This is a genomic window from Streptomyces sp. NEAU-174, assembly GCF_052665095.1.
The window spans coordinates 380,418-400,078 of sequence record NZ_JBQTCE010000006.1 but is presented as its reverse complement, the minus strand read 5'-3'; the positions used below and the strand labels follow the sequence as shown (position 1 = coordinate 400,078).

The following is a 19,661-nucleotide window of genomic DNA, read 5'->3' as shown; positions in this document are numbered from 1 at the left end:
TGTGCGGACTCCTCAGCTCCGAAGCTCCGATGGCCGTCAGCGGGTGTCACTTCTTGGGCGCGGTGCCGAACCACTTCTTGTAGATACGGTCGTAGGAGCCGTCCGCCCGGGCCTTTTTCAGCACCGCGTTGATCTTCTTGCGCAGTGCGTCATTGCCGGTCCGTACGGCGATGCCATAACTCTCGCCGGTGTCGAACTCGGCCGCCACCGCGGTGTCGGGGTTGTCCTTGACGTAGTCGTAGAGCACACCGTTGTCGTTGATGCCCGCGTCGGTCTGCCCGGTCTTGACGGCGGTCAGCAGCAGTGCGAGGTCCTCGAACTGGACCAGCTTCGCGCCCTTGGCGTGCTTCTGGGCGTAGGCCTCACCGGTGGTCCCCTGCTGGACCGCGAGCTTCTTGCCCTTGAGGTCGGCGAGGGACGTGAACGGCTTGCCCTTGGTGGTGAGCAGCGCCTGGGTGGCCTCGAAATAGGGGGCGGAGAAGTCCAGGTTCTTCTCGCGCACCTCGGTGATGGTCATCCCGGCGGCGGCCACGTCGCACTGGTTGGTGTTGAGGTCCTCCCCGGACTGGATGCCCTCGAAGGGCGTGTCCACGATCTCCTGCTTCACATGGAGCGCGGAGGCCACGAGATCGACCACGTCCACATCGAAGCCGACGATCTTCTTGCCCTGCTTGGACTGGAAGGGCGGGTAGGGCAGATGGGTGCAGGTCGTGAGCTTCCCTGAATTCACCAGGCTGATGTCCTTGCCGCTGGACCCCGACGACTTGGTGCTGGTGCACCCGGCCAGCAGGGCGGATACGGCGGCGATGGCTATGACGGGCGGCAACGCGGAGCGAGCGAACACGGCACCTCCGGGGGCAGGGTCGGCGAATGCCCACGGATCTCATGATCAGTGAGTCGGCCCGCATCCTCCCACCGGAAGTGGCGCGGTGTCTTTACGCGTGCAATTGCGACCGGGTAACGAAGAGGCGAGGTCAGCGCCGCCGGCGCCGCTTGCGGCGCTTGCTCCAGAACCAGCCGGCCGGCGGCCCGTCCGCCCGCCAGGGCGGGGATCGGCTGGACGGTGCCTGGACCGTCAGCCGGGCCGACCCTGGACCGGGATCCACACCCGCATCGCGCCGGGCTCGCGGTTCGCCCACGCGTAGTACGGGATCGCGGTCACCGGGACCGGCTCGGGGGCCTTCGCGCCGCCCGCGGCCCCGCCGGGGCCCGTACCGCCGCTCCGGTACGGCCACCAGTCGTCGCGCGCCGGGGCGTGGGGCAGGGCCAGGGCGGTGATCACGGTCACCCGGCCCAGCAGCTCCGGCCGGTGCTCGGGGATCAGCGCGGCATCCGGGTCGAGGCCGACGTCGTCCAGCCGCAGCCCGGCGGGCTGATCGGGCTGCTCCAGGCAGTACACCAGCGGGCCGCGCTCGATCGCGGCACAGCCGCGCACCCCGTCGATCCGCGGATCGGGCCGGGTGAGCCGGGGGTCCAGGGGCAGGCTCAGCACGACCGTCGCACCGGGCCGCCAGCGGCGCCGCAGCCGCAGCCAGCCGTTCTCGGCCCGCTCGGCCACCGGCTCCCCGCCGATCGTCGCCTCGTACGTCCGCGCCCAGTGCGGGATGCGGAGCGACAGCGTCCAGTCCCGCTCCGGCGGGGCCGCGTCCACGACCACCGCGATCCGCCCCTCCCAGGGGTAGCCGGTCCCCACCCGGACCGCCCCGCCGCCCGCCTCGTACGAGCCGGACGCGTACTGGTGCAGCTGGAGCCCCTCGGCGTCGCCGCTCGCCATGTAGTGCGGCAGCGAGGCCAGCAGCCGCATGACGTTGGGCGGGCAGCAGGCACACCGGAACCACGGCGTCCGGTGGGCGCTCTGGTCACCCGTGGCGGCCTTACGGTTCTCACCGTCGTGGCGGACCCGCAGCGGGTTCACATAGAGCCAGCGCTCACCGTCGATCGACACCCCCGACGCGAAGCCGTTGAACAGGGTCCGTTCCACCAGATCGCTGTAGCGGGCCTCCCCGGTCAGCAGCGCCATCCGCCAGCCGAAGTGGATGGCGGCGATGGCCGCGCAGGTCTCGGCGTACGCCCGGTCCGGCGGCAGCTCGTACGCGTCCCCGAAGGACTCCAGCTCGTGCCGGGAGCCGACCCCGCCGGTCAGATGGGTCTTTGTGGCGGCCATGTCCTCCCAGAGCCGTACCAGGGCGTCCCGCAGTCCCTCGTCGCCGGTCTCCGCCGCCACATCGGCGGCCCCGGCCAGGAGGTACAGCTGGCGCACCGCGTGCCCGGTGACCGCCGTCGCCTCCCGCACCGGGACGTGGTCCTGCCAGTAGGGCGCCCCGGGGCGGGGGCCGGGCGAGCCCTCCGGCGGGCCGTCGCCGAGGCTGCCCCGCCCGCGCCGGTCCACGAAGTGCCCGGCCAGCTCGAGATAGCGCCGTTCACCGGTCTCCCGGTACAGCTCGACCAGCGCGGTCTCGATCTCCGGATGTCCGCACACCGTCTCGTCCTTGCCGGGCCCGAACGTGGCGTCGATGAGATCGGCGTACCGCACCGCCACATCGAGCAGCCCGTCCCGGCCGGTGGCCCGGTGGTGGGCGACCGCGGCCTGGAGGAGATGGCCCGCGCAGTAGAGCTCGTGCCCCCAGTGCGGGTCCGCCCACCGCCGGGCGTCCGGGCCCAGCTGGTAGTACGTCTGGAGGTAGCCGTCCTCGGCCTGGGCGGCCGCTACCAGCCCGGCCAGCCGTTCCACCTGGCGGGACAGCTCCTCCTCGGCCGGTCCCTCGCCGCCGTCCGCCAGCTGCCAGGACGCCGCCTCCAGCCATTTGTGCACATCGGAGTCCTGGAACGGGAAGTCGCCCCGGAAGCCGGACTCCTCCGGCGCCGCTCCCGCGGCGGCCCGGAGGTTGGCGAGATTGCCCGCCCGCTCCAGCCGGTCCGGCCCCTGGGGAACGCTCACTTCGGCGTTGACGCGGCGTCTGGCGGCCCAGAAGCCGCCGGTGATCCGCGCCGCGGTGGCCGGGCGGAGCGCGGTGCGCGCTTCCCGGGAGAGCCGGATCGGACCTGCGGACATCCGCCCACCCCTTACGCCGCGCCGCCGGCCATGCCCGTCTCCCGGTCACGCGGGAGTGGAAACCGGTTTCCGCCGTGAGCATATGGAGGCGTTCTCCCGGCCGACAAGCCCTTGCACACACCATTCATCAACGTTCAACAGCCGGAACCGGCGGGCGGGCGGGACGGCCGGAGCGGCGGCTTACGCCGAGGTCAGCACCGCCTGCTCGGCCACATGGGCCACCACACAGGTGACGTTGTCGGGTCCGCCCGCCCGGTTGGCGAGGGCGACCAGCTCCCGTACGGCCCGGCCCGGGTCGTCCTCGGAGGCGAGCACGCGCTGGATCTCCTCGGTGGGCACGACCCCCGTCAGCCCGTCCGAGCACAGCAGGTAGCGGTCCTCGGCGCGGGCGTCCCGCAGGGCGAAGTCCGGCTCGAACGCCGAACCGGCGCCCACGGCGCGCAGCAGCAGCGCCCGCTGGGGGTGCGAGGCGGCCTCCTCGAGGGTGATCCGCCCCTCGTCGATCAGCGACTGGACCACCGTGTGGTCATGGGTGATCTGGAAGAGCTCACCGTCGCGCAGCAGATAGGCGCGCGAGTCGCCGATGTGGACCAGGCCGAGACGGGAGCCCGACCACACCATCGCGGTGAGCGTCGTGCCGACGTCCCGCAGCGCGGGGTCGGAGGCGGCCAGCGCGGAGACCGACTCATGGGCCCGGTGCGCCGCCTCCTCCAGGGCGCTGAGCAGCTCTCCGCCGGGGACGCCCGCGTCCAGCGGTTTCAGCGCCTCGATCGCCGCTTCGCCGGCGTGCCGTCCGCCCCCGAATCCGTCGGCCACGGCGAGCAGGCGCGGACCGGCGTAACCGGCGTCGTCATTGCTCTCCCGGACCGAGCCGGTGTCGGAGAGCACGGCGTAGCGGATTCCCAGGGTGGTGTGGTCAGAAGACATCGTGGTGTCCTTCCCGGACAGATGGTCGACGAGAAAGGCGGCCAGGTCCCGCCGGGCGGCGGTGTCGGCCTCGACACGTGCCCAGTACGCGCGCACCTCCCGCGCCGCCGCCTCCGGCTCCAGCTCGCACACCGCCCAGATGTCGGCCAGCGGCATGCCGAGCCGTCTCAGCCACGCCACCAGACGGGCCCGCTCCAGCTGGGCCGGATCGTAGAGGCGGTAGCCGGAGTACGGATCGACGCGGGCGGGCGGCAGCAGCCCGAGCTCGTCGTACAGGCGGAGCGCCTTGGGGGACAGCCGCGACGCCCTCGCGAACGCACCGATGGTCAGCAGCCCCATGCTCGCCCTCCTCGTCGCCGGGCACCTCGCCCGGCGACCACGATGCTCGGGCTTCCCCAAGGGGGAAGGTCAACTGGCGAAGTCGTGAGGGGGTGAAGGGGCGATGGGTGCCGCCGGGCTCGCGATCAGTATCGCTCCTCCGTACGACGAATTCCCGAAGCAAGCGAACGTGTCCAGTCCGATAGCGACCTCTCATGACCATGAGTCGGTCATATCCATACATCTTGCGTTCTTCGGGTATTCGCCATGCTTGCCCCGGGAATTGACGGGGTATCCGCGACTCTCGTGGCCTCACGAGGTCTTACGAGGCCTCATGAGAAGAGGGAGGTCCTCTCATGGTCGTTTCCACCACTCCCGGCACCGTCTGGGGCACCTGGATCAATCTCCAGGGCGGCATTCACTCCGAGCCCGCCCCGGTCACCTTCGCCGACGACCGGGTGCAGGTCTTCATCCGGGGCGGGTCGAACGTCCTGTGGAGCAGGGTGGAGGCCCGCGACGGCACGTGGGGGCCGTGGCAGCAGTACCCGGGCGTGTCGGTCGACGGCATCCCGGCGCCGATCCGGGGCAAGGACGGCAAGGTCCGGGTCTTCTACCGCACCCCGAGCAACAATCTGGAGGTCATCACCCAGACCGCCATCAACTCCGGGTACGGACCGCCCCAGACCCTGGTCACCGGCATCGGGGACGACCCGGCCGCGGCGCTCGGCGCCGACGGCAGGATCTATGTGTTCTTCCCCGGCACCGACAACGCCCTGTGGTACATCCGCAATCAGGATCTTCAGTACGAGACCTACACCTCCGCGACATCGCTCGGGGGCGCCATCTTCGCCACGCCCTCGCCCATCCTCGACGGGGGAGGGCGGCTCGTGGTGGCGGTCAAGGGCGCGGGCGAGATCCTGTCCACCATCCAGCAGCAGACCGCGAACTCCACCGTCTGGGAGGCGTTCTCCCCCAATGCCACCAATGTGACCAGCCGCCCATCGGTGTGCCTGGACGCGGCGGGGCGGGTGCAGATCTTCTACCGGGGTTCCGACGGGTCCGTCCGGCGGGTCGGACAGAGCGACGACTACGACACGTTCGGCGCGCCCGTGAGCCTCGGCGCACAGATCGTCTGGCGGCCCACCTGCGCCCTGGCCCAGGACGGCCGGATCAACGTGTTCATCAAGGCCACCGACAACGCCCTGTGGGTCGCCGTGCAGAACACGGAGAACGGCACGGCGTACAGCGGCTTCCAGTCCCTGGGCGGGGTCGTCGGCTCCGCGGGCGTCGGCGTCCCCATCCTCAATGAGGAGAACCTGCTCTACGTGTTCATCCAGGGCAGCGGAACCGCCAGGGACCTCTGGCTTCAGCGCCAGACCTTCGTCTGATCCACCCCTCCCCCCACCACTCCATCGCGCGTCCTCCAGGGCTCCACGGTTTTCGAAACTTTCGCACCCTCTCCAGGGGCTGTCGGAAGTCATCAGAACCCTTAATCTCCGAACAAATTCGATCACTTCGGATCTCGGAGCCCTCTGATGCCCCCGCATGCCACCCGACCCTGGAGAGCGCCGACAGTGCTGCTCGCGCTGCTGGCCGCCCTCGCCCTCGTGGTCCCCCTCACCGCGCACCGTGTGCACGCCGCGGAGCACCACCGGAGCGACGGGAGCGGACGCGCCGTGCGGCAGCCCACCACGGTCTCCCGCTATCTGTTCACCGCCTTCACGAACAGCGGCGAGAGCAATATGTACGTCTACGGGTCCGACGACGCGGAAAACTTCTGGTCGATCCAGGACAAGGCGTACACCCCGCCCTCCGGCCTCGTCCGCGACCCCAGCGTCATCCACCGCGGCGGCCGCTATTACGTCGCGTACACCACCGGATGGACCGGCACCACCTTCGGCCTCGCCGTGAGCGACGACCGTCGCACCTGGACCCATCTCGCCGATGTCGACCACGGCGTGGCCGCCAACAACACCTGGGCACCGGAGTTCTTCACCGACGCGCCCGACGGCAAGGTCCGCGTCGTCGTCTCGCTGTCCACCGGGCCCACCGCCTACCGGCACTTCCAGCCCTACGTCCTCACCGCCCTCGACGACACCCTCACCAAGTGGAGCAAGCCCCAGCCGCTCGAGGGCATCTCGCCGAGCGAGAGCGACTACAACGGCTACATCGACACCTTCGTGGTCCGTAAGGGCGCCACGTACCACGCGTTCACCAAGAACGCCACGGGCGAACTCATCGAGCACGCCGTCGCCGACCGCGTCACCGGCCCGTACCGCTTCACCGGCAAGGGCGACTGGGCGGGATGGGGCGGCCTGCTGGAGGGCCAGACCGTCGTCGGCCTGCCCGGCGGCGGCTATCGCATGTTCATGGACGGCTACACCGTCAAGAAGTACTACTACAGCGACAGCCCCGACCTGGAGCACTGGACGCCCAAACGGGAGCTGCCCGGCCTGTCGGGGGTGGTGCGCCACGGCACCGTCATCCGGGAGACCGCCACCGTGCGGGCGGGCGATGCCAACCCCGCGCTGCCCGGCTACCACGCCGACCCCGATGTGATGTACGCCGAGGGGCGGTACTGGATCTATCTCACCGAGGACGGCCACCCCGGCTGGAGCGGCACCCGCTTCAACGGCTTCTCCTCACCCGACCTCGTCCACTGGACCGACCACGGCCCCGCTCTCGACCTCGCCGATGTCTCCTGGTGCCACGAGAATGCCTGGGCCCCCTCGGTCGTGAGGAAGGGCGACACCTACTGGATGTACTTCAGCGCCTGCCAGTCCATCGGCGTCGCCAAGTCCTCCAACCCCCAGGGGCCGTTCACCGACGCCCTCGGCAAACCGCTGGTCGCCAAGGGGCAGTTCGGTCATCAGTCCATCGACCCGGACGCCTTCATCGACGACGACGGCACCCCCTACCTCTACTTCGGCCAGGGCGCCTTCGAGGCGGCCCGGCTGAACGACGACATGGTCTCCTTCGCGACCCAGCCGGTGAAGATCACCCCGCCCGGCTACAACGAGGCCCCGACCGTCTTCAAGCGCGCGGGCCGCTACTACGCGATGTGGTCGGAGGACGACACCCGCAGCCCTGACTACCGCGTGGCCTACGGAGTCTCCGACTCACCGCTCGGCCCGTTCACCAAGGCGGCGGGCAACCCGGTCCTGGCCAAGGACCCCGGCGATCAGATCCTCGGCACCGGCCACAACTCCGTCATCCAGGTCCCGGGCCGCGACGAGTGGTACATCGTCTACCACCGCTTCGCCCGCCCCGGCGGCGACGGCACCCACCGCGAAGTCGCCATCGACCGGATGCGGTTCGGCCCCGACGGCACCATCCAGAAGATCCGCCCGACGCAGGCCGGCATCGAGCCCGTCCGATAGACGGCATCGAGCCCGTCCCGACGTCAGGCGCGTCATCCGCCAGAGCAGGAGAGAACCGTATGAGCCGCAGCGAAGAGCACCAGCCCAGCCGCAGACGCGTGGTGATGGGCGCCCTCGTCCTGGGGGCGGCCGCCGGAACGCCCGGCATCGCGCGGGCCGCCACCCCCGCCGCGCCGCGGGCGGCCGCCCAGGCCCCCGCGTACGCCAATCCGCTGGTGCGCCGACGCGCCGATCCGCACATCCTCAGGCACACGGATGGCTACTACTACTTCACGGCCACCGTCCCCGAGTACGACCGCATCGTCCTGCGACGCTCCAGGACCATCGGCGGCCTGGCCACCGCCGCCGAGTCGGTGATCTGGAAGAAGCACACCAGCGGAGACATGGGCGCTCACATATGGGCCCCGGAAGTCCGCTTCATCGACGGCAAGTGGTACGTCTACTTCGCCTCTGCGCCCGCCAACGACGTCTGGAAGATCCGGATGTGGGTGCTGGAGAACGCGAGCGCCAACCCCTTCGCCGGGACCTGGACCGAGAAGGGCCGCATCGTCACGCCCCTCGACTCCTTCTCCCTCGACGCCTCCACCTTCACCCATCAGGGCACCCGCTATCTCGTCTGGGCCCAGAGCAACCCGGACGTCGGCAACAACTCGAGCATCTACCTCGCCCGGATGGCCAATCCGTGGACCATCACCGGGCCCCAGGTGGAGATCTCCCGGCCGACGTACGACTGGGAAACCCGTGGCTTCAAGGTCAACGAGGGCCCCTCCGTCCTCCAGCGGAACGGCCGGGTCTTCCTCACCTACTCCGCCAGCGCCACCGACGCCAACTACTGCATGGGGCTGCTGACCGCCTCCGCGGACAGCGACCTGCTCGCCGCGTCGTCCTGGAAGAAGAGCCCGCGGCCGGTCTTCACCAGCAATGACACCACCAAGCAGTACGGGCCCGGCCACAACTCGTTCACCATCGCCGAGGACGGCCGCACCGACCTCCTCGTCTACCACGCCCGTCAGTACAAGGACATCACCGGCGACCCGCTGAACGACCCCAACCGGCACACCCGCGTCCAGGCGCTCGGCTGGAAGGCCGACGGCACCCCGGACTTCGGTGTGCCCGTGGCCGACGCGCCCGCGCGGGACACCACGGCCGCCACCCGCTTCACCATGACGGCGTTCACCAACAGCAGCGAGTCGAACATGTACGTCTACCAGTCGTCCGACGCGACCACGTACACCCTGCTCAAGGGGCCCGCCTACACCCCGCCGTCCGGGCTGATCCGCGACCCCAGCGTCATCAAGCACACCGACGGCTACTACTACATCGTCTACACGACCAACTGGACCGGGAACACCATCGGCTTCGCGCGCAGCCGCGACCGCGTCAACTGGACCTTCGTCCGCAATCACACCCTCCCGGTGGCCGGTCTCGAGCGCACCTGGGCGCCGGAGTTCTTCGTGGACGACGACGGCGGCGTCCACATCGTGGTCTCGCTGGACACCACCTCCACCCCCGACTACATCTTCCGGCCGCATCTGCTCACCGCCACCAACGCCGCGCTGTCCTCCTGGACCACGCCCACACCGCTGAAGGGCCTGGACACCGCCAACTACATCGACACCTTCGTGGTCCGCCACGCCGGGCAGTACCACGCCTTCACCAAGCAGGAGACGACCAAGTACATCGAGCACGCCACGGCGGGCAGCCTCGGCGGGCCGTACACCTTCCGCGGCACCGGCGACTGGGCGGGCTGGGGCAGCTGGCGCGAGGGTCCCGCGCTGGTGCGCCTGGACAACGGCGGCTGGCGGATCTACTTCGACGGCTACACCGAGCAGAAGTACTACTACAGCGACAGCCTCGACGGCTTCCGGACCTGGACCCCGATCCGGGAGCTGCCCGGACTCACCGGATTCGCCCGCCACTTCACCGTCCTGAAGGAGACCGTGTGATGCGCGGACGTCACAGAGCGCGTCTGTGGACCCTCGTCGTGGCCGCCGTCCTCGGGCTGCTCGCCCCGTTGGCGGGAGCCGGCGCGGCACAGGCCGCCCCCGTCACCGTCGTCAACGGCACACAGTTCACCACCCCATCGGGCGAGGTGGTGCACGCCCACGGCGGGGGAGTCATCAGGTCCGGCGGCTACTACTACTGGTTCGGCGAGAACCGCAACGCCGACAACACCTTCCGCTATGTCTCCGCATACCGCTCCACGGACCTGAAGACCTGGGAGTTCCGCCGCCACGTCCTCACCCAGGCCACCGACCCCGAGCTGGCCTCCGCCAACATCGAGCGGCCCAAGGTGCTCTACAACCAGCGGACCGGGCAGTACGTGATGTGGATGCACAAGGAGAACGGCAGCGACTACAGCGAGGCGCGCGCCGCCGTCGCCACCTCCGCCACCATCGACGGCGACTACACCTGGCGGGGCAGCTTCCGCCCGCTGGGCCTGCACATGTCCCGGGACATCACCCTCTTCCAGGACGGCGACGGGGCCGGATACATGGTCTCGGCCGCCCGGGACAACTACGACCTGCACATCTACCGGCTGACCGACGACTACACCGGGGTGGCGAGCCTGGTGGCCAACCCCTGGCCCGGCGGCCACCGCGAGGCACCGGCGCTCTTCAAACGCGGCAACGTGTACTTCATGCTGACCTCCGGCGCCACCGGCTGGAGCCCCAATCAGCAGCAGTACGCCACCGCCACCAGCCTGGCGGGCCCCTGGAGCGCGATGCGCAACGTCGGCGACGCCACCGCCTACGGCTCGCAGACCGCGTACGTCCTGCCGGTGCAGGGCGGCGGCACCACCTCGTACCTCTATCTGGGCGACCGCTGGGGGAACTCCTTCGGCGGCACCGTCAACGACTCGCGCTACGTCTGGCTGCCGCTGGCCTTCCCCACCGCCACCACCCTCGGCATGGACTGGTATCCGCAGCTCACCATCGACACGGCGGCGGGCACGGTGACCGGCTCCGGCGGGCCGTACACCACGCTCATGGCGCGGCACAGCGGCAAGTGCGCCGACATCGTCTCCGGTTCGCAGACCGATGGCGCCGCGGCGGTGCAGTACACCTGCAACGGCGGTGGCAATCAGCTGTTCTGGTCCAAGGACGTGGGCGGTGGCCAGGTCCAGCTGGTCGCCCGGCACAGCTCCCAGTGTCTGACGGTGGCCGGCGGCTCCACCGCCGACGGCGCCGCCGTGGTTCAGTCGGCCTGTGGCACGGGGACGAACCAGCAGTGGCGGGCCACCGACACCGGTGACGGCTACGTCCGGTTCACCGCGCGCTCCAGCGGCAAGTGCCTGGACGTCGCGGACGAGTCCACCGCGGACAAGGCGGCGCTCCTCCAGTGGAGCTGCACCGGCGGCGCCAACCAGCAGTGGCGGCGCGGCTGACGGACATTGTTCGTAATTTCGGACCTCAGTGAGGGAAGTCATGAGCGAACCAGTCGACAGACGGCACTTCATCGCCACCACGGCCTCAGGGGCCGCGGCCGTGGCGCTCACCGCCGCAGCCGGACCCACCGCCGCGGCGGCGGCCCCCGGCACCACCCCGGCCGCGGCCCACCGCAAACCCAAGGCGCTGACCAGTGCCCAGCCCTTTCCGCTCACCGCCGTGACCCTGCTCCCCGGCGCCTTCAAGGACAACCAGTCCCGCAACACCGCCTATCTGCGCTTTGTCGACATCGACCGGCTGCTGCACACCTTCCGCCTCAACGTGGGCCTCCCCAGCAGCGCCCAGCCCTGCGGCGGCTGGGAGAGCCCCAGCACGGAACTGCGCGGCCACAGCACCGGCCACCTCCTGTCCGGGCTGGCCCTCAGCTACGCGGCCACCGGCGACACCGCACTGCTCGACAAGGGCCGCAAGCTGGTCTCGGCGCTCGCCGCCTGCCAGGCCAAGTCCCCGGCCGCGGGCTACGGCCAGGGCTATCTCTCGGCGTTCCCCGAGAGCTTCTTCGACCGGCTGGAGGCCGGTACCGGGGTGTGGGCGCCGTACTACACCATCCACAAGATCATGGCCGGGCTCGTCGACCAGTACCGGCTCGCGGGCAACGCCGAGGCCCTTCAGACCGTCCTGCGCCAGGCCGCCTGGGTCGACACCCGCACCGGCAGGCTCGGTTACGACCAGATGCAGCGGGTGCTCCAGACCGAGTTCGGCGGCATGAACGACGTCCTCGCCGATCTGCACGCCATCACCGGCGACAGCCGCTGGCTGAAGGTGGCCGAGCGCTTCACCCACGCCCGTGTCTTCGACCCGCTGGCCCGCAACGAGGACCAGCTCGCCGGGCTGCACGCCAACACCCAGATCCCCAAGATGGTCGGCGCCATGCGGCTGTGGGAGGAGGGGCTCGACAGCCGCTACCGCACCATCGGCGAGAACTTCTGGAAGATCGTCACCGATCACCACACCTACGTCATCGGCGGCAACAGCAACGGGGAGGCGTTCCACGAGCCCGACGCCATCGCCGCCCAGCTCTCCAACAACGCTTGCGAGAACTGCAACAGCTACAACATGCTCAAGCTCACCCGGCTGATCCACTTCCACGCGCCGGAGCGGGTGGACCTGCTCGACTACTACGAACGCACCCTGCTCAACCAGATGCTGGGCGAGCAGGACCCGGACTCGGCCCACGGCTTCAACATCTACTACACGGGCCTCGCCCCCGGCTCCTTCAAACAGCAGCCGTCCTTCATGGGCACCGACCCCAACCAGTACTCCACCGACTACGACAACTTCTCCTGCGACCACGGCAGCGGCATGGAGACCCAGGCCAAGTTCGCGGACACCATCTACACCCACGCCGACCGCAGCCTGCTGGTGAACCTCTTCATCCCCTCCGAGCTGCGCTGGCAGGACAAGGGCATCACCTGGCGCCAGACCACCGGCTTCCCCGACCAGCAGACCACCACCCTCACCGTCACCTCCGGCGCGGCCTCCCTCGAACTGCGCGTCCGCATCCCCTCCTGGGCGGCCGGGGCCCGCGCCACGCTCAACGGCACCACCCTCGCCGACCGGCCGGCCCCCGGCAGCTGGCTGATCATCGACCGCCAGTGGAAGACCGGCGACCGGGTCGAGGTGACGCTGCCGATGAAGCTGACGTTCGACCCCACCCCCGACGACCCCGACGTCCAGGCGGTGCTCTACGGGCCCGTGGTGCTCGCCGGGGCGTACGGCGGCCGCACCGGGATGACCATGCCGCGCCTGGACACCGGATCCGTGTCCCGGACGGCCACCAGCCCCCTGCGGTTCAGCGCCACGGCCAGTGGGGAGAGCGTGACCCTGCTGCCGGTCGCCCGCGTCCACCACCAGCACTACAACGTGTACTGGCTGACCGGGCAGCCGCCCACCCCGCCGCCCGCCTTCGCCGCCTGGCACCGCCTCGACGAGACCTCCGGCACCACCGCGGCCGACGCCACCGGCCGCGGGAAGACCGCCCGGCTCGTCGGCGGCGCCTCCTGGACGGCGGGCAGAACCGGTGGCGCGGTCGCCCTGAACGGCACGGACGGCCATGTCGTCCTCGCCGACGACCTCCTGGCCGGTGCCCGTGCCTACACCCTGGCCACCTGGGTCCGGCTGGACGGCACCCCCGCCACCTGGACCCGGATCTTCGACATCGGCACCGGTGTCACCGCCAATATGTTCCTCACCCCCGTGGCCGACTCCGGAAGGCTGCGCTTCGCCATCACCGCGGGCGGCGGCGGGGCCGAACAGCGCATCGAGGCCGCCCCGCTGCCCACCGGCCAGTGGGTCCATGTGGCCGTCGCCTACGGCAGCGGCACCGCCGTCCTCTATGTCGGCGGGCGCGAGGTGGGGCGCAACACCGCCATCACCGTCGAGCCGGTCCACTTCGGCAACCACATCCGCGCCGGCTATCTCGGCAAGTCGCAGTACCCGGACCCGTACCTCAAGGCCGCGTTCGACGACGTCCGTGTGTACGGCAGGACACTCAGCGCTAATGAGGTCGCCACTTTGGCCCAAAGCTGACAAGCTCAGGCGGGCGGGCCGTCCCCACGGCCCGTCCGCTCCCAACCGCACCGTACGGACAAGGACGACGCGCATGGTCCACCTCGCCGCCGAGAACCGCTACGACTCCATGCAGTACCAGCGCTGCGGCCGCAGCGGTGTGCTGCTTCCGAAGGTCTCGCTCGGCCTGTGGCACAACTTCGGCGACACCCACCCCCTGGAGACCCAGCGCGCGGTGCTGCGCCGCGCCTTCGACCTCGGTGTCACCCATATCGACCTGGCCAACAACTACGGTCCGCCGCCCGGCAGCGCCGAGAGCAACTTCGGCTCGATCTTCGCCCAGGACTTCCGCCCCTACCGCGATGAGCTCTTCATCGCCAGCAAGGCCGGATACCTCATGTGGCCGGGGCCGTACGGCGAGTGGGGTTCGCGCAAGTACGTCCTCGCCAGCCTCGACCAGTCGCTGTCCCGGATGGGGCTGGACTACGTCGACGTCTTCTACTCCCACCGCTTCGACCCGGACACCCCGCTCGAGGAGACGATGGGCGCCCTCGACAGCGCGGTGCGCCAGGGCAAGGCGCTCTACGCGGGCCTGTCCAACTACCCGCCGGAGGCGATCGCCGAGGCCGCCGCGATCCTGAAGGAGCTGCGCACCCCGTACCTGATCAACCAGCATCCGTACTCGCTCCTCCAGCGCGGGGTCGAGGGCGGGGTGCTCCAGGCGTCCGCCGAGGCGGGCGTCGGGGTCATCGCCTTTTCGCCGCTGGCGCAGGGGCAGCTCACCGACCGCTATCTGCACGGGGTGCCCGCCGACTCGCGCATGGCGCTCGGCCACTTCCTCAAGCGTGAGACGCTCACCGAGGAGCGGCTGGGCCTGCTGCACGCCCTCAACAAGCTCGCGGAGGGGCGCGGCCAGACCCTCGCCCAGCTGGCGCTCGCCTGGGTGCTGCGGGACCCCCGGGTGGTCTCGGTACTGATCGGCGCGAGCAGCGTCGCCCAGCTGGAGCAGAACGTCGCGGTGCTGGACTCGCCCGACTTCAGCGACGCCGAGCTGGCCGAGATCGACCGGCTCTCGGCGGAGGCGGGGATCGAGATCCCCTGACGGGGTTCGCTGACGTCCGCGGGCCGGAGACCGGCCCGGCCCGCGGCCGGATAGCATAAGCGGTCCGCCCGAGATCACTACGGACCGCCGCACGGAGACACAGCCTTGGCCACACAACGGATTCCGGTCATTCTCATCACGGGTTTTCTGGGCTCCGGCAAGACGACGATGCTCAACCATCTGATGCGGGACAGTGCGGACACCCGGATCGGCGTCATCGTCAACGACTTCGGATCGATCAACATCGACGCCCTGGCCGTCGCCGGGCAGGTCGATTCGATGATCCCGATCGAGAACGGCTGTCTGTGCTGTGCGGCGGACGCCTCCGAGATGGACGAGATGCTCGAGCGGCTCACCGATCCCGAGCTGCGCATCGATGTCGTGGTGATCGAGGCCAGCGGCCTCGCCGAGCCGCAGAGCATGATCCGGGCGCTGCTGTCCAGCAGCAATGAACGGATCGTCTACGGCGGCCTGGTGGAGGTCGTGGACGCCGCGGAGTTCCCGGACACCCGCGTCCGCCACCCCGAGCTCGACCGCCATGTCCGCGACGCGGACCTCGTCGTGCTCAACAAGACCGACCGCGTCGCCGAGGACGAGTGCCGGGATCTCCTGGAGACCCTCCAGGAGATCGCCCCCGGCGTGCCGGTCGTGACCGCCGCGCACGGGCGGGTGGACCCCGCTCTCCTCTTCGACCGCCCGCCCCGCGGGACCGCCGAGGAAGACTTCCGGCAGCTCTCGTTCGCCGACGTATGGGCCGACGATACGGGTTGCGCGGACGGGTGCGGGGACGACGGCCACGGCCATGACCACGGCCATCACCTCCACGCCGCCTACGAGAGCGTGGAGTTCTCCGCGGCCGAGCCGCTCCATCCGCGCCGGCTGATGGAGTTCCTCGACAGCCGCCCGGTGGGTCTCTACCGCGCCAAGGGGTTCCTCCACTTCGCGGGCGCGGGCCGGGAGTGGAAGTTCGGGCTGCACGCGGTCGGTTCGTACCTCCGCTTCCAGCTCTCGCCCTGGGAGTGCGATGAGCCCCGCACCACCCAGCTGGTGATGATCGGCACCGGGGTCGACGCCGGCGCCCTCACCAAACGCCTGGCCGAGTGCGTGGCGGCGCCCGAGGAGGAGATCGACGAGACACATATGATGGGCGTGTTCCGCTATGTGAACGAGATGGACTAGGGAAATCGTTGGAAGCTGCCGTGCAACCCTGAGGCGGCGTCACGGGTCCTGCTGGGTGTACATGAGGTAAACGCTCATCAACGAGCAGGAGGAAGTGTGCGCCCCCGTTCCCTCACCACCGTCGTGCGCTGCGCGACGGTGGCCGCACTTGTGACCACCCCCGCCTTACTGGCCGTAACCCCCGCGGGCGCCGCCGAGGCCCGCACCGCCGCGGCCGCCGCCCCGAAGGTCGACTTCAACAAGGACGGACGCGCCGACCTCGCCGTCTCCGCCCCCACCGGCACGGTGGGCGGCAAGGCCAAGGCGGGCTATGTCGCCGTCGTCTACGGCTCCGCCTCCGGCGCGGACACCGCCCACCGCCAGGTCGTCAGCCAGGCGACCGAGGGCGTCCCCGGCGACCCCGCCGCGTCGGCGTACTTCGGGGCCCACACCGTCGCCCGCGACCTGGACGGCGACGGCTACACCGATCTGGTGGTCCAGACCGGCAAGTCCCCGGCCCTCACGGTCCTGTGGGGCTCGTCCAACGGGCTGACCGGCGGCACCCAGCTGCCCGCCGGCAACGGCGACCACTGGGGCGACAGCGTCATCACCGGCGGCGACTTCAACGGTGACGGCCACGCCGACCTGGCCGACGTGGTCACCACCGGCGAGGGCCCGGACGACGAGAAGACCGGAGTGCGCGTCCGCCTCGGCCCGTTCACCCGCGACGGCAAGGACGCGGGCAGCTCCTTCTCCGACACCGGCCGGTTCGACGCGCCGACCAGTCTGACCGCGGGCGACATCACCGGCGACGGGAAGGACGACCTGGTCTCCACCCACGCCTTCGAGGAGATGTCCCAGTCCAGCCTGTTCTTCAAGGGCGACGACAAGGGCCTGTCGCAGAAGGCCGCCGACCTCACCGACGCCGCCTCCGCGACCATCGGCGACGTCGACAAGGACGGCCACGGCGATCTGGTGCTGCGCACCGTTCCCGGTGACGTCATCGAGAACCTGCCGTACGACCACGGCACGCTCAAGGTGCTCTACGGCACCGCGTCGGGGCCGAGCACCACCCGCACCACGACCATCGACCAGAACACCGCGGGCGTCCCCGGCGTCAACGAGGACGGCGACCAGTTCGGCTACGCGCTGAGCTCCGGCGACGTCAACGGCGACGGTTACGCGGACATCGCCGTCGGCATCCCGTACGAGGGCCTGGACTCGGTCAAGGAGGCGGGCAGCGTCGTCCAGCTCTACGGCGGCCGGGGCGGGCTGTCCGGCACCGGCGCCCAGGCGTTCACCCAGGACACCGCCGGTGTCCCCGGTGTCGCGGAGGCGGGCGACCACTTCGCCATGGCGACCGGGCTCGCCGACACCGACGGCGACGGCAAGGACGACCTGGCCGTGGGCGCCCCCGACGAGGACGGCGCTCAGTCCACCAGCGGCGCGGCCTGGGCGCTGCGCGGCCAGGCGGGCGGCCTGACCACGAGCGGTGTCGTCTCCTTCGGGCCGGACTCCCTCGGGGCGCCGGAGGCCGGTGCGGCCCTGGGGCACGGTTTCCAGCGGTAACCGTATCGCCCCGGTGCCGAACTGCTCTTCGAGCGCGAGTAGTTGACGATCCCTCAAGTTTACTGGACGGTAGGTCCATGCCGACTCATGAGACACGAGGGATACGGATCGGCCGCCCCCGACCGGGTCGCACCCGGTTGCTCGGGGTGGCCGTCCTGCTGCTGGCGGCGGCCGCGGCCCCGGGCACTCCGGCGGCCGCGGCCGAGGCGCCCTGGTTCGACGGCCGGGCCGCGGACCAGGTGACCGTGGACGGCACCCGGTTCGCCGACGGCCATGGCCGCGAGGTCGTGCTGCGCGGCTTCAACGTGTCCGGCGAGACCAAACTGGAGGAGAACGGCGGGCTCCCGTTCGCCACCACCGCCGACGCGAGGAAGTCCGCCGCCGCCATGCGCCACCTGACCGGCGCCAACGCGGTGCGGTTCCTGCTCTCCTGGGCCCATGCCGAGCCCGAGCCCGGCCAGGTGGACACCGGCTATCTGGAGCAGGCCACGGCGCAGATGAAGGCGTTCCTCGACGCCGGAATCCGGGTCTTCCCCGACTTCCACCAGGACCTCTACTCCCGCCATCTCTTCGACAAGGACAGCTGGTACAGCGGCGACGGCGCCCCGAAGTGGGTGATCGACGCGGGCGGCTACCCCAAGGAGTCCTGCGGCATCTGCTTCCACTGGGGCCAGAACATCACCCAGAACCAGGCGGTCATGAGCGCCACCCGCGACTTCTGGCGCAACCGCGCCCTGACCACCGGCGCGGGCACCGTCCGCGTCCAGGACGCCTTCCTGGCCACCGCCGAGAAGACCATGACCTACCTCGCCCGGCAGCTCACCGACGACCAGTTCACCCGCGTCGTCGGCTTCGACCCGCTCAACGAGCCGTACGCGGGCGCGTACGACACCGGGCAGAACAGCCGCACCTGGGAGAAGAGCGTGCTGTGGCCCTTCTACGAGAAGTTCCGCGCCCGTATGGACGCCGCGGGCTGGCAGGACAAGCCCGCCTTCGTGGAGCCCAACATGTTCTGGAACTCCAACCTGGACTTCCAGCGCCAGGAGGGCGGACTCCTCGACGCCGGAAAGCCCGGCCCCGACTACGTCTTCAACACCCACTACTACGACCAGAAGGCCATCTCCGGGATCTTCATGCCCGGCAAGGCGGCCGACGGCCAGTACGCGGGCGACTTCGGCGCCCTGCGCGACCGCTCCACCGCACTCGGCCTGCCCGCCGTCATGAGTGAATTCGGCCATCCGCTGGCCGGCTTCGCCTCCGACAAGGCCCCCACCGTCGTCAAGGGCATGTACCAGGCGCTGGACTCCCGCCTCCCCGGCGCCTCCTGGTGGACCCGGCCGGCCGACTCCGGCGCCGTGCTCTCCTCCACCCAGTGGCAGTGGGACCTCTACAACGGCCGCCACCACGAGGCCATGAACGGCAACACCGGGAAGGTCCTCACCGAGGGCGACGCCTGGAACGACGAGGATCACTCGGCCGTACGCCTCGACGACTCCGGCGCCGCCGCCCTGCGCCAGGACGCCCGGCTGCTCGACCGGATCTATCCGCGCGCCGTCGCGGGCCGCACCCTCGCCTTCACCTTCGAGGACCGCTCACGCGACGGCTCCACCACGCTCAGCTGGGACCGCGTCCCCGGCAGCCTGCCGAACGTCGCGAAGGTCACCGGCTCCGGCCGCTACGGCATGCTGGTGTGGCGCTCCGACGGCGCCACCGACGCGCCCACCGAACTCCGGCTGCCCCGCGACTTCGACCCCGCCCGTACCACCGTGGTCTCCGATCTGGGCACCCTCACCGGCCCGCCCGCGTACAGCGCACACGGCCACACCGCCGACCACCCCGTCGCCACCGCGGCGGAGCCCGGCGACGGCGACGGGAGCCGGCTGGTGCTCTCCGCCCCGGCCGACGAGGCCACCGGCACCCTGCACTACGCGCTGATCGCCGACGGCACCGCCGCCCCCTCGGCTGAGCAGCGCGCCGCCGCCCAGCGCGAACTCGCGCGATGGGCGGCGGACGCCGGTTTCTGAGCCCCGCGTGCCACCGTCACCAGCGATGGTGCACCTGGGCCCGGATCCGCCGGTCGTACAGGTCGCCGACGGCCTCCAGCGTGGCGCCCGGCAGCGGGGGCAGCCCCGCCGCGGCCGCGTTCGCCCCAAACCCCCCCGGCGAACCCGCCCCCCGGAGGACCCAAGGCCCGCCCA

12 protein-coding genes and 1 pseudogene are annotated in these 19,661 nt (G+C 70.5%); 9 read left to right on the top strand and 4 right to left on the bottom strand.

Annotated elements, in window-relative coordinates:
* Positions 1 to 46: 46 nt before the first annotated feature.
* From ACT2CW_RS20165 to ACT2CW_RS20155, 3 genes are all read right to left on the bottom strand, one after another.
* Entirely contained in the window at positions 47 to 844 is a 798-nt protein-coding gene (locus tag ACT2CW_RS20165; protein WP_445517653.1) for an ABC transporter substrate-binding protein, read from the bottom strand.
* Between the two features lie 231 nt (positions 845 to 1,075).
* A complete protein-coding gene (locus ACT2CW_RS20160; RefSeq protein ID WP_445517652.1) occupies positions 1,076 to 3,052 on the bottom strand; it encodes a glycoside hydrolase family 127 protein in 1,977 nt (658 codons plus the stop codon).
* A gap of 180 nt (positions 3,053 to 3,232) precedes the next feature.
* Positions 3,233 to 4,318: a MerR family transcriptional regulator gene (locus tag ACT2CW_RS20155; RefSeq protein WP_445517651.1), complete on the bottom strand. Its 1,086-nt coding sequence runs from the start codon at positions 4,316 to 4,318 to the stop codon at positions 3,233 to 3,235.
* A gap of 335 nt (positions 4,319 to 4,653) precedes the next feature.
* On the opposite strand from ACT2CW_RS20155, the gene ACT2CW_RS20150 reads away from it, so the two are divergent.
* The 9 genes from ACT2CW_RS20150 (at position 4,654) to ACT2CW_RS20110 (ending at position 19,487) form a co-directional block, all read left to right on the top strand.
* Positions 4,654 to 5,685 (top strand): hypothetical protein, encoded by a 1,032-nt coding sequence (locus ACT2CW_RS20150; protein WP_164422444.1) that lies wholly within the window; start codon positions 4,654 to 4,656, stop codon positions 5,683 to 5,685.
* 186 nt (positions 5,686 to 5,871) lie between these two features.
* Positions 5,872 to 7,677 carry a family 43 glycosylhydrolase gene (locus tag ACT2CW_RS20145; RefSeq protein ID WP_445517650.1) on the top strand — a complete coding sequence of 602 codons (1,806 nt, stop codon included), beginning with the start codon at positions 5,872 to 5,874 and terminating at the stop codon, positions 7,675 to 7,677.
* A gap of 59 nt (positions 7,678 to 7,736) precedes the next feature.
* Positions 7,737 to 9,623 carry a family 43 glycosylhydrolase gene (locus ACT2CW_RS20140; RefSeq protein WP_445517649.1) on the top strand — a complete coding sequence of 629 codons (1,887 nt, stop codon included), beginning with the start codon at positions 7,737 to 7,739 and terminating at the stop codon, positions 9,621 to 9,623.
* Positions 9,623 to 11,065 (top strand): RICIN domain-containing protein, encoded by a 1,443-nt coding sequence (locus tag ACT2CW_RS20135; protein WP_445517648.1) that lies wholly within the window; start codon positions 9,623 to 9,625, stop codon positions 11,063 to 11,065. The genes ACT2CW_RS20140 and ACT2CW_RS20135 overlap by 1 nt, the downstream gene beginning before the upstream one ends.
* A 40-nt stretch (positions 11,066 to 11,105) precedes the next feature.
* Positions 11,106 to 13,655, top strand: a complete 2,550-nt coding sequence (locus tag ACT2CW_RS20130) for a beta-L-arabinofuranosidase domain-containing protein (RefSeq protein WP_445517647.1) — start codon at positions 11,106 to 11,108, stop codon at positions 13,653 to 13,655.
* A gap of 73 nt (positions 13,656 to 13,728) precedes the next feature.
* Positions 13,729 to 14,736, top strand: a complete 1,008-nt coding sequence (locus ACT2CW_RS20125; RefSeq protein ID WP_182468468.1) for an aldo/keto reductase — start codon at positions 13,729 to 13,731, stop codon at positions 14,734 to 14,736.
* A gap of 105 nt (positions 14,737 to 14,841) precedes the next feature.
* Positions 14,842 to 15,915, top strand: a complete 1,074-nt coding sequence (locus ACT2CW_RS20120) for a CobW family GTP-binding protein (RefSeq protein ID WP_445517646.1) — start codon at positions 14,842 to 14,844, stop codon at positions 15,913 to 15,915.
* Positions 15,916 to 16,011: 96 nt separating this feature from the next.
* A complete protein-coding gene (locus ACT2CW_RS20115) occupies positions 16,012 to 17,463 on the top strand; it encodes an FG-GAP-like repeat-containing protein (RefSeq protein WP_445517645.1) in 1,452 nt (483 codons plus the stop codon).
* A gap of 77 nt (positions 17,464 to 17,540) precedes the next feature.
* Entirely contained in the window at positions 17,541 to 19,487 is a 1,947-nt protein-coding gene (locus ACT2CW_RS20110; RefSeq protein ID WP_445517644.1) for a cellulase family glycosylhydrolase, read from the top strand.
* A 16-nt stretch (positions 19,488 to 19,503) separates the two neighbouring features.
* On the opposite strand, the pseudogene ACT2CW_RS20105 reads toward ACT2CW_RS20110, so the two are convergent.
* A pseudogene (locus tag ACT2CW_RS20105) lies at positions 19,504 to 19,661 on the bottom strand (aldo/keto reductase); the annotation flags it as partial.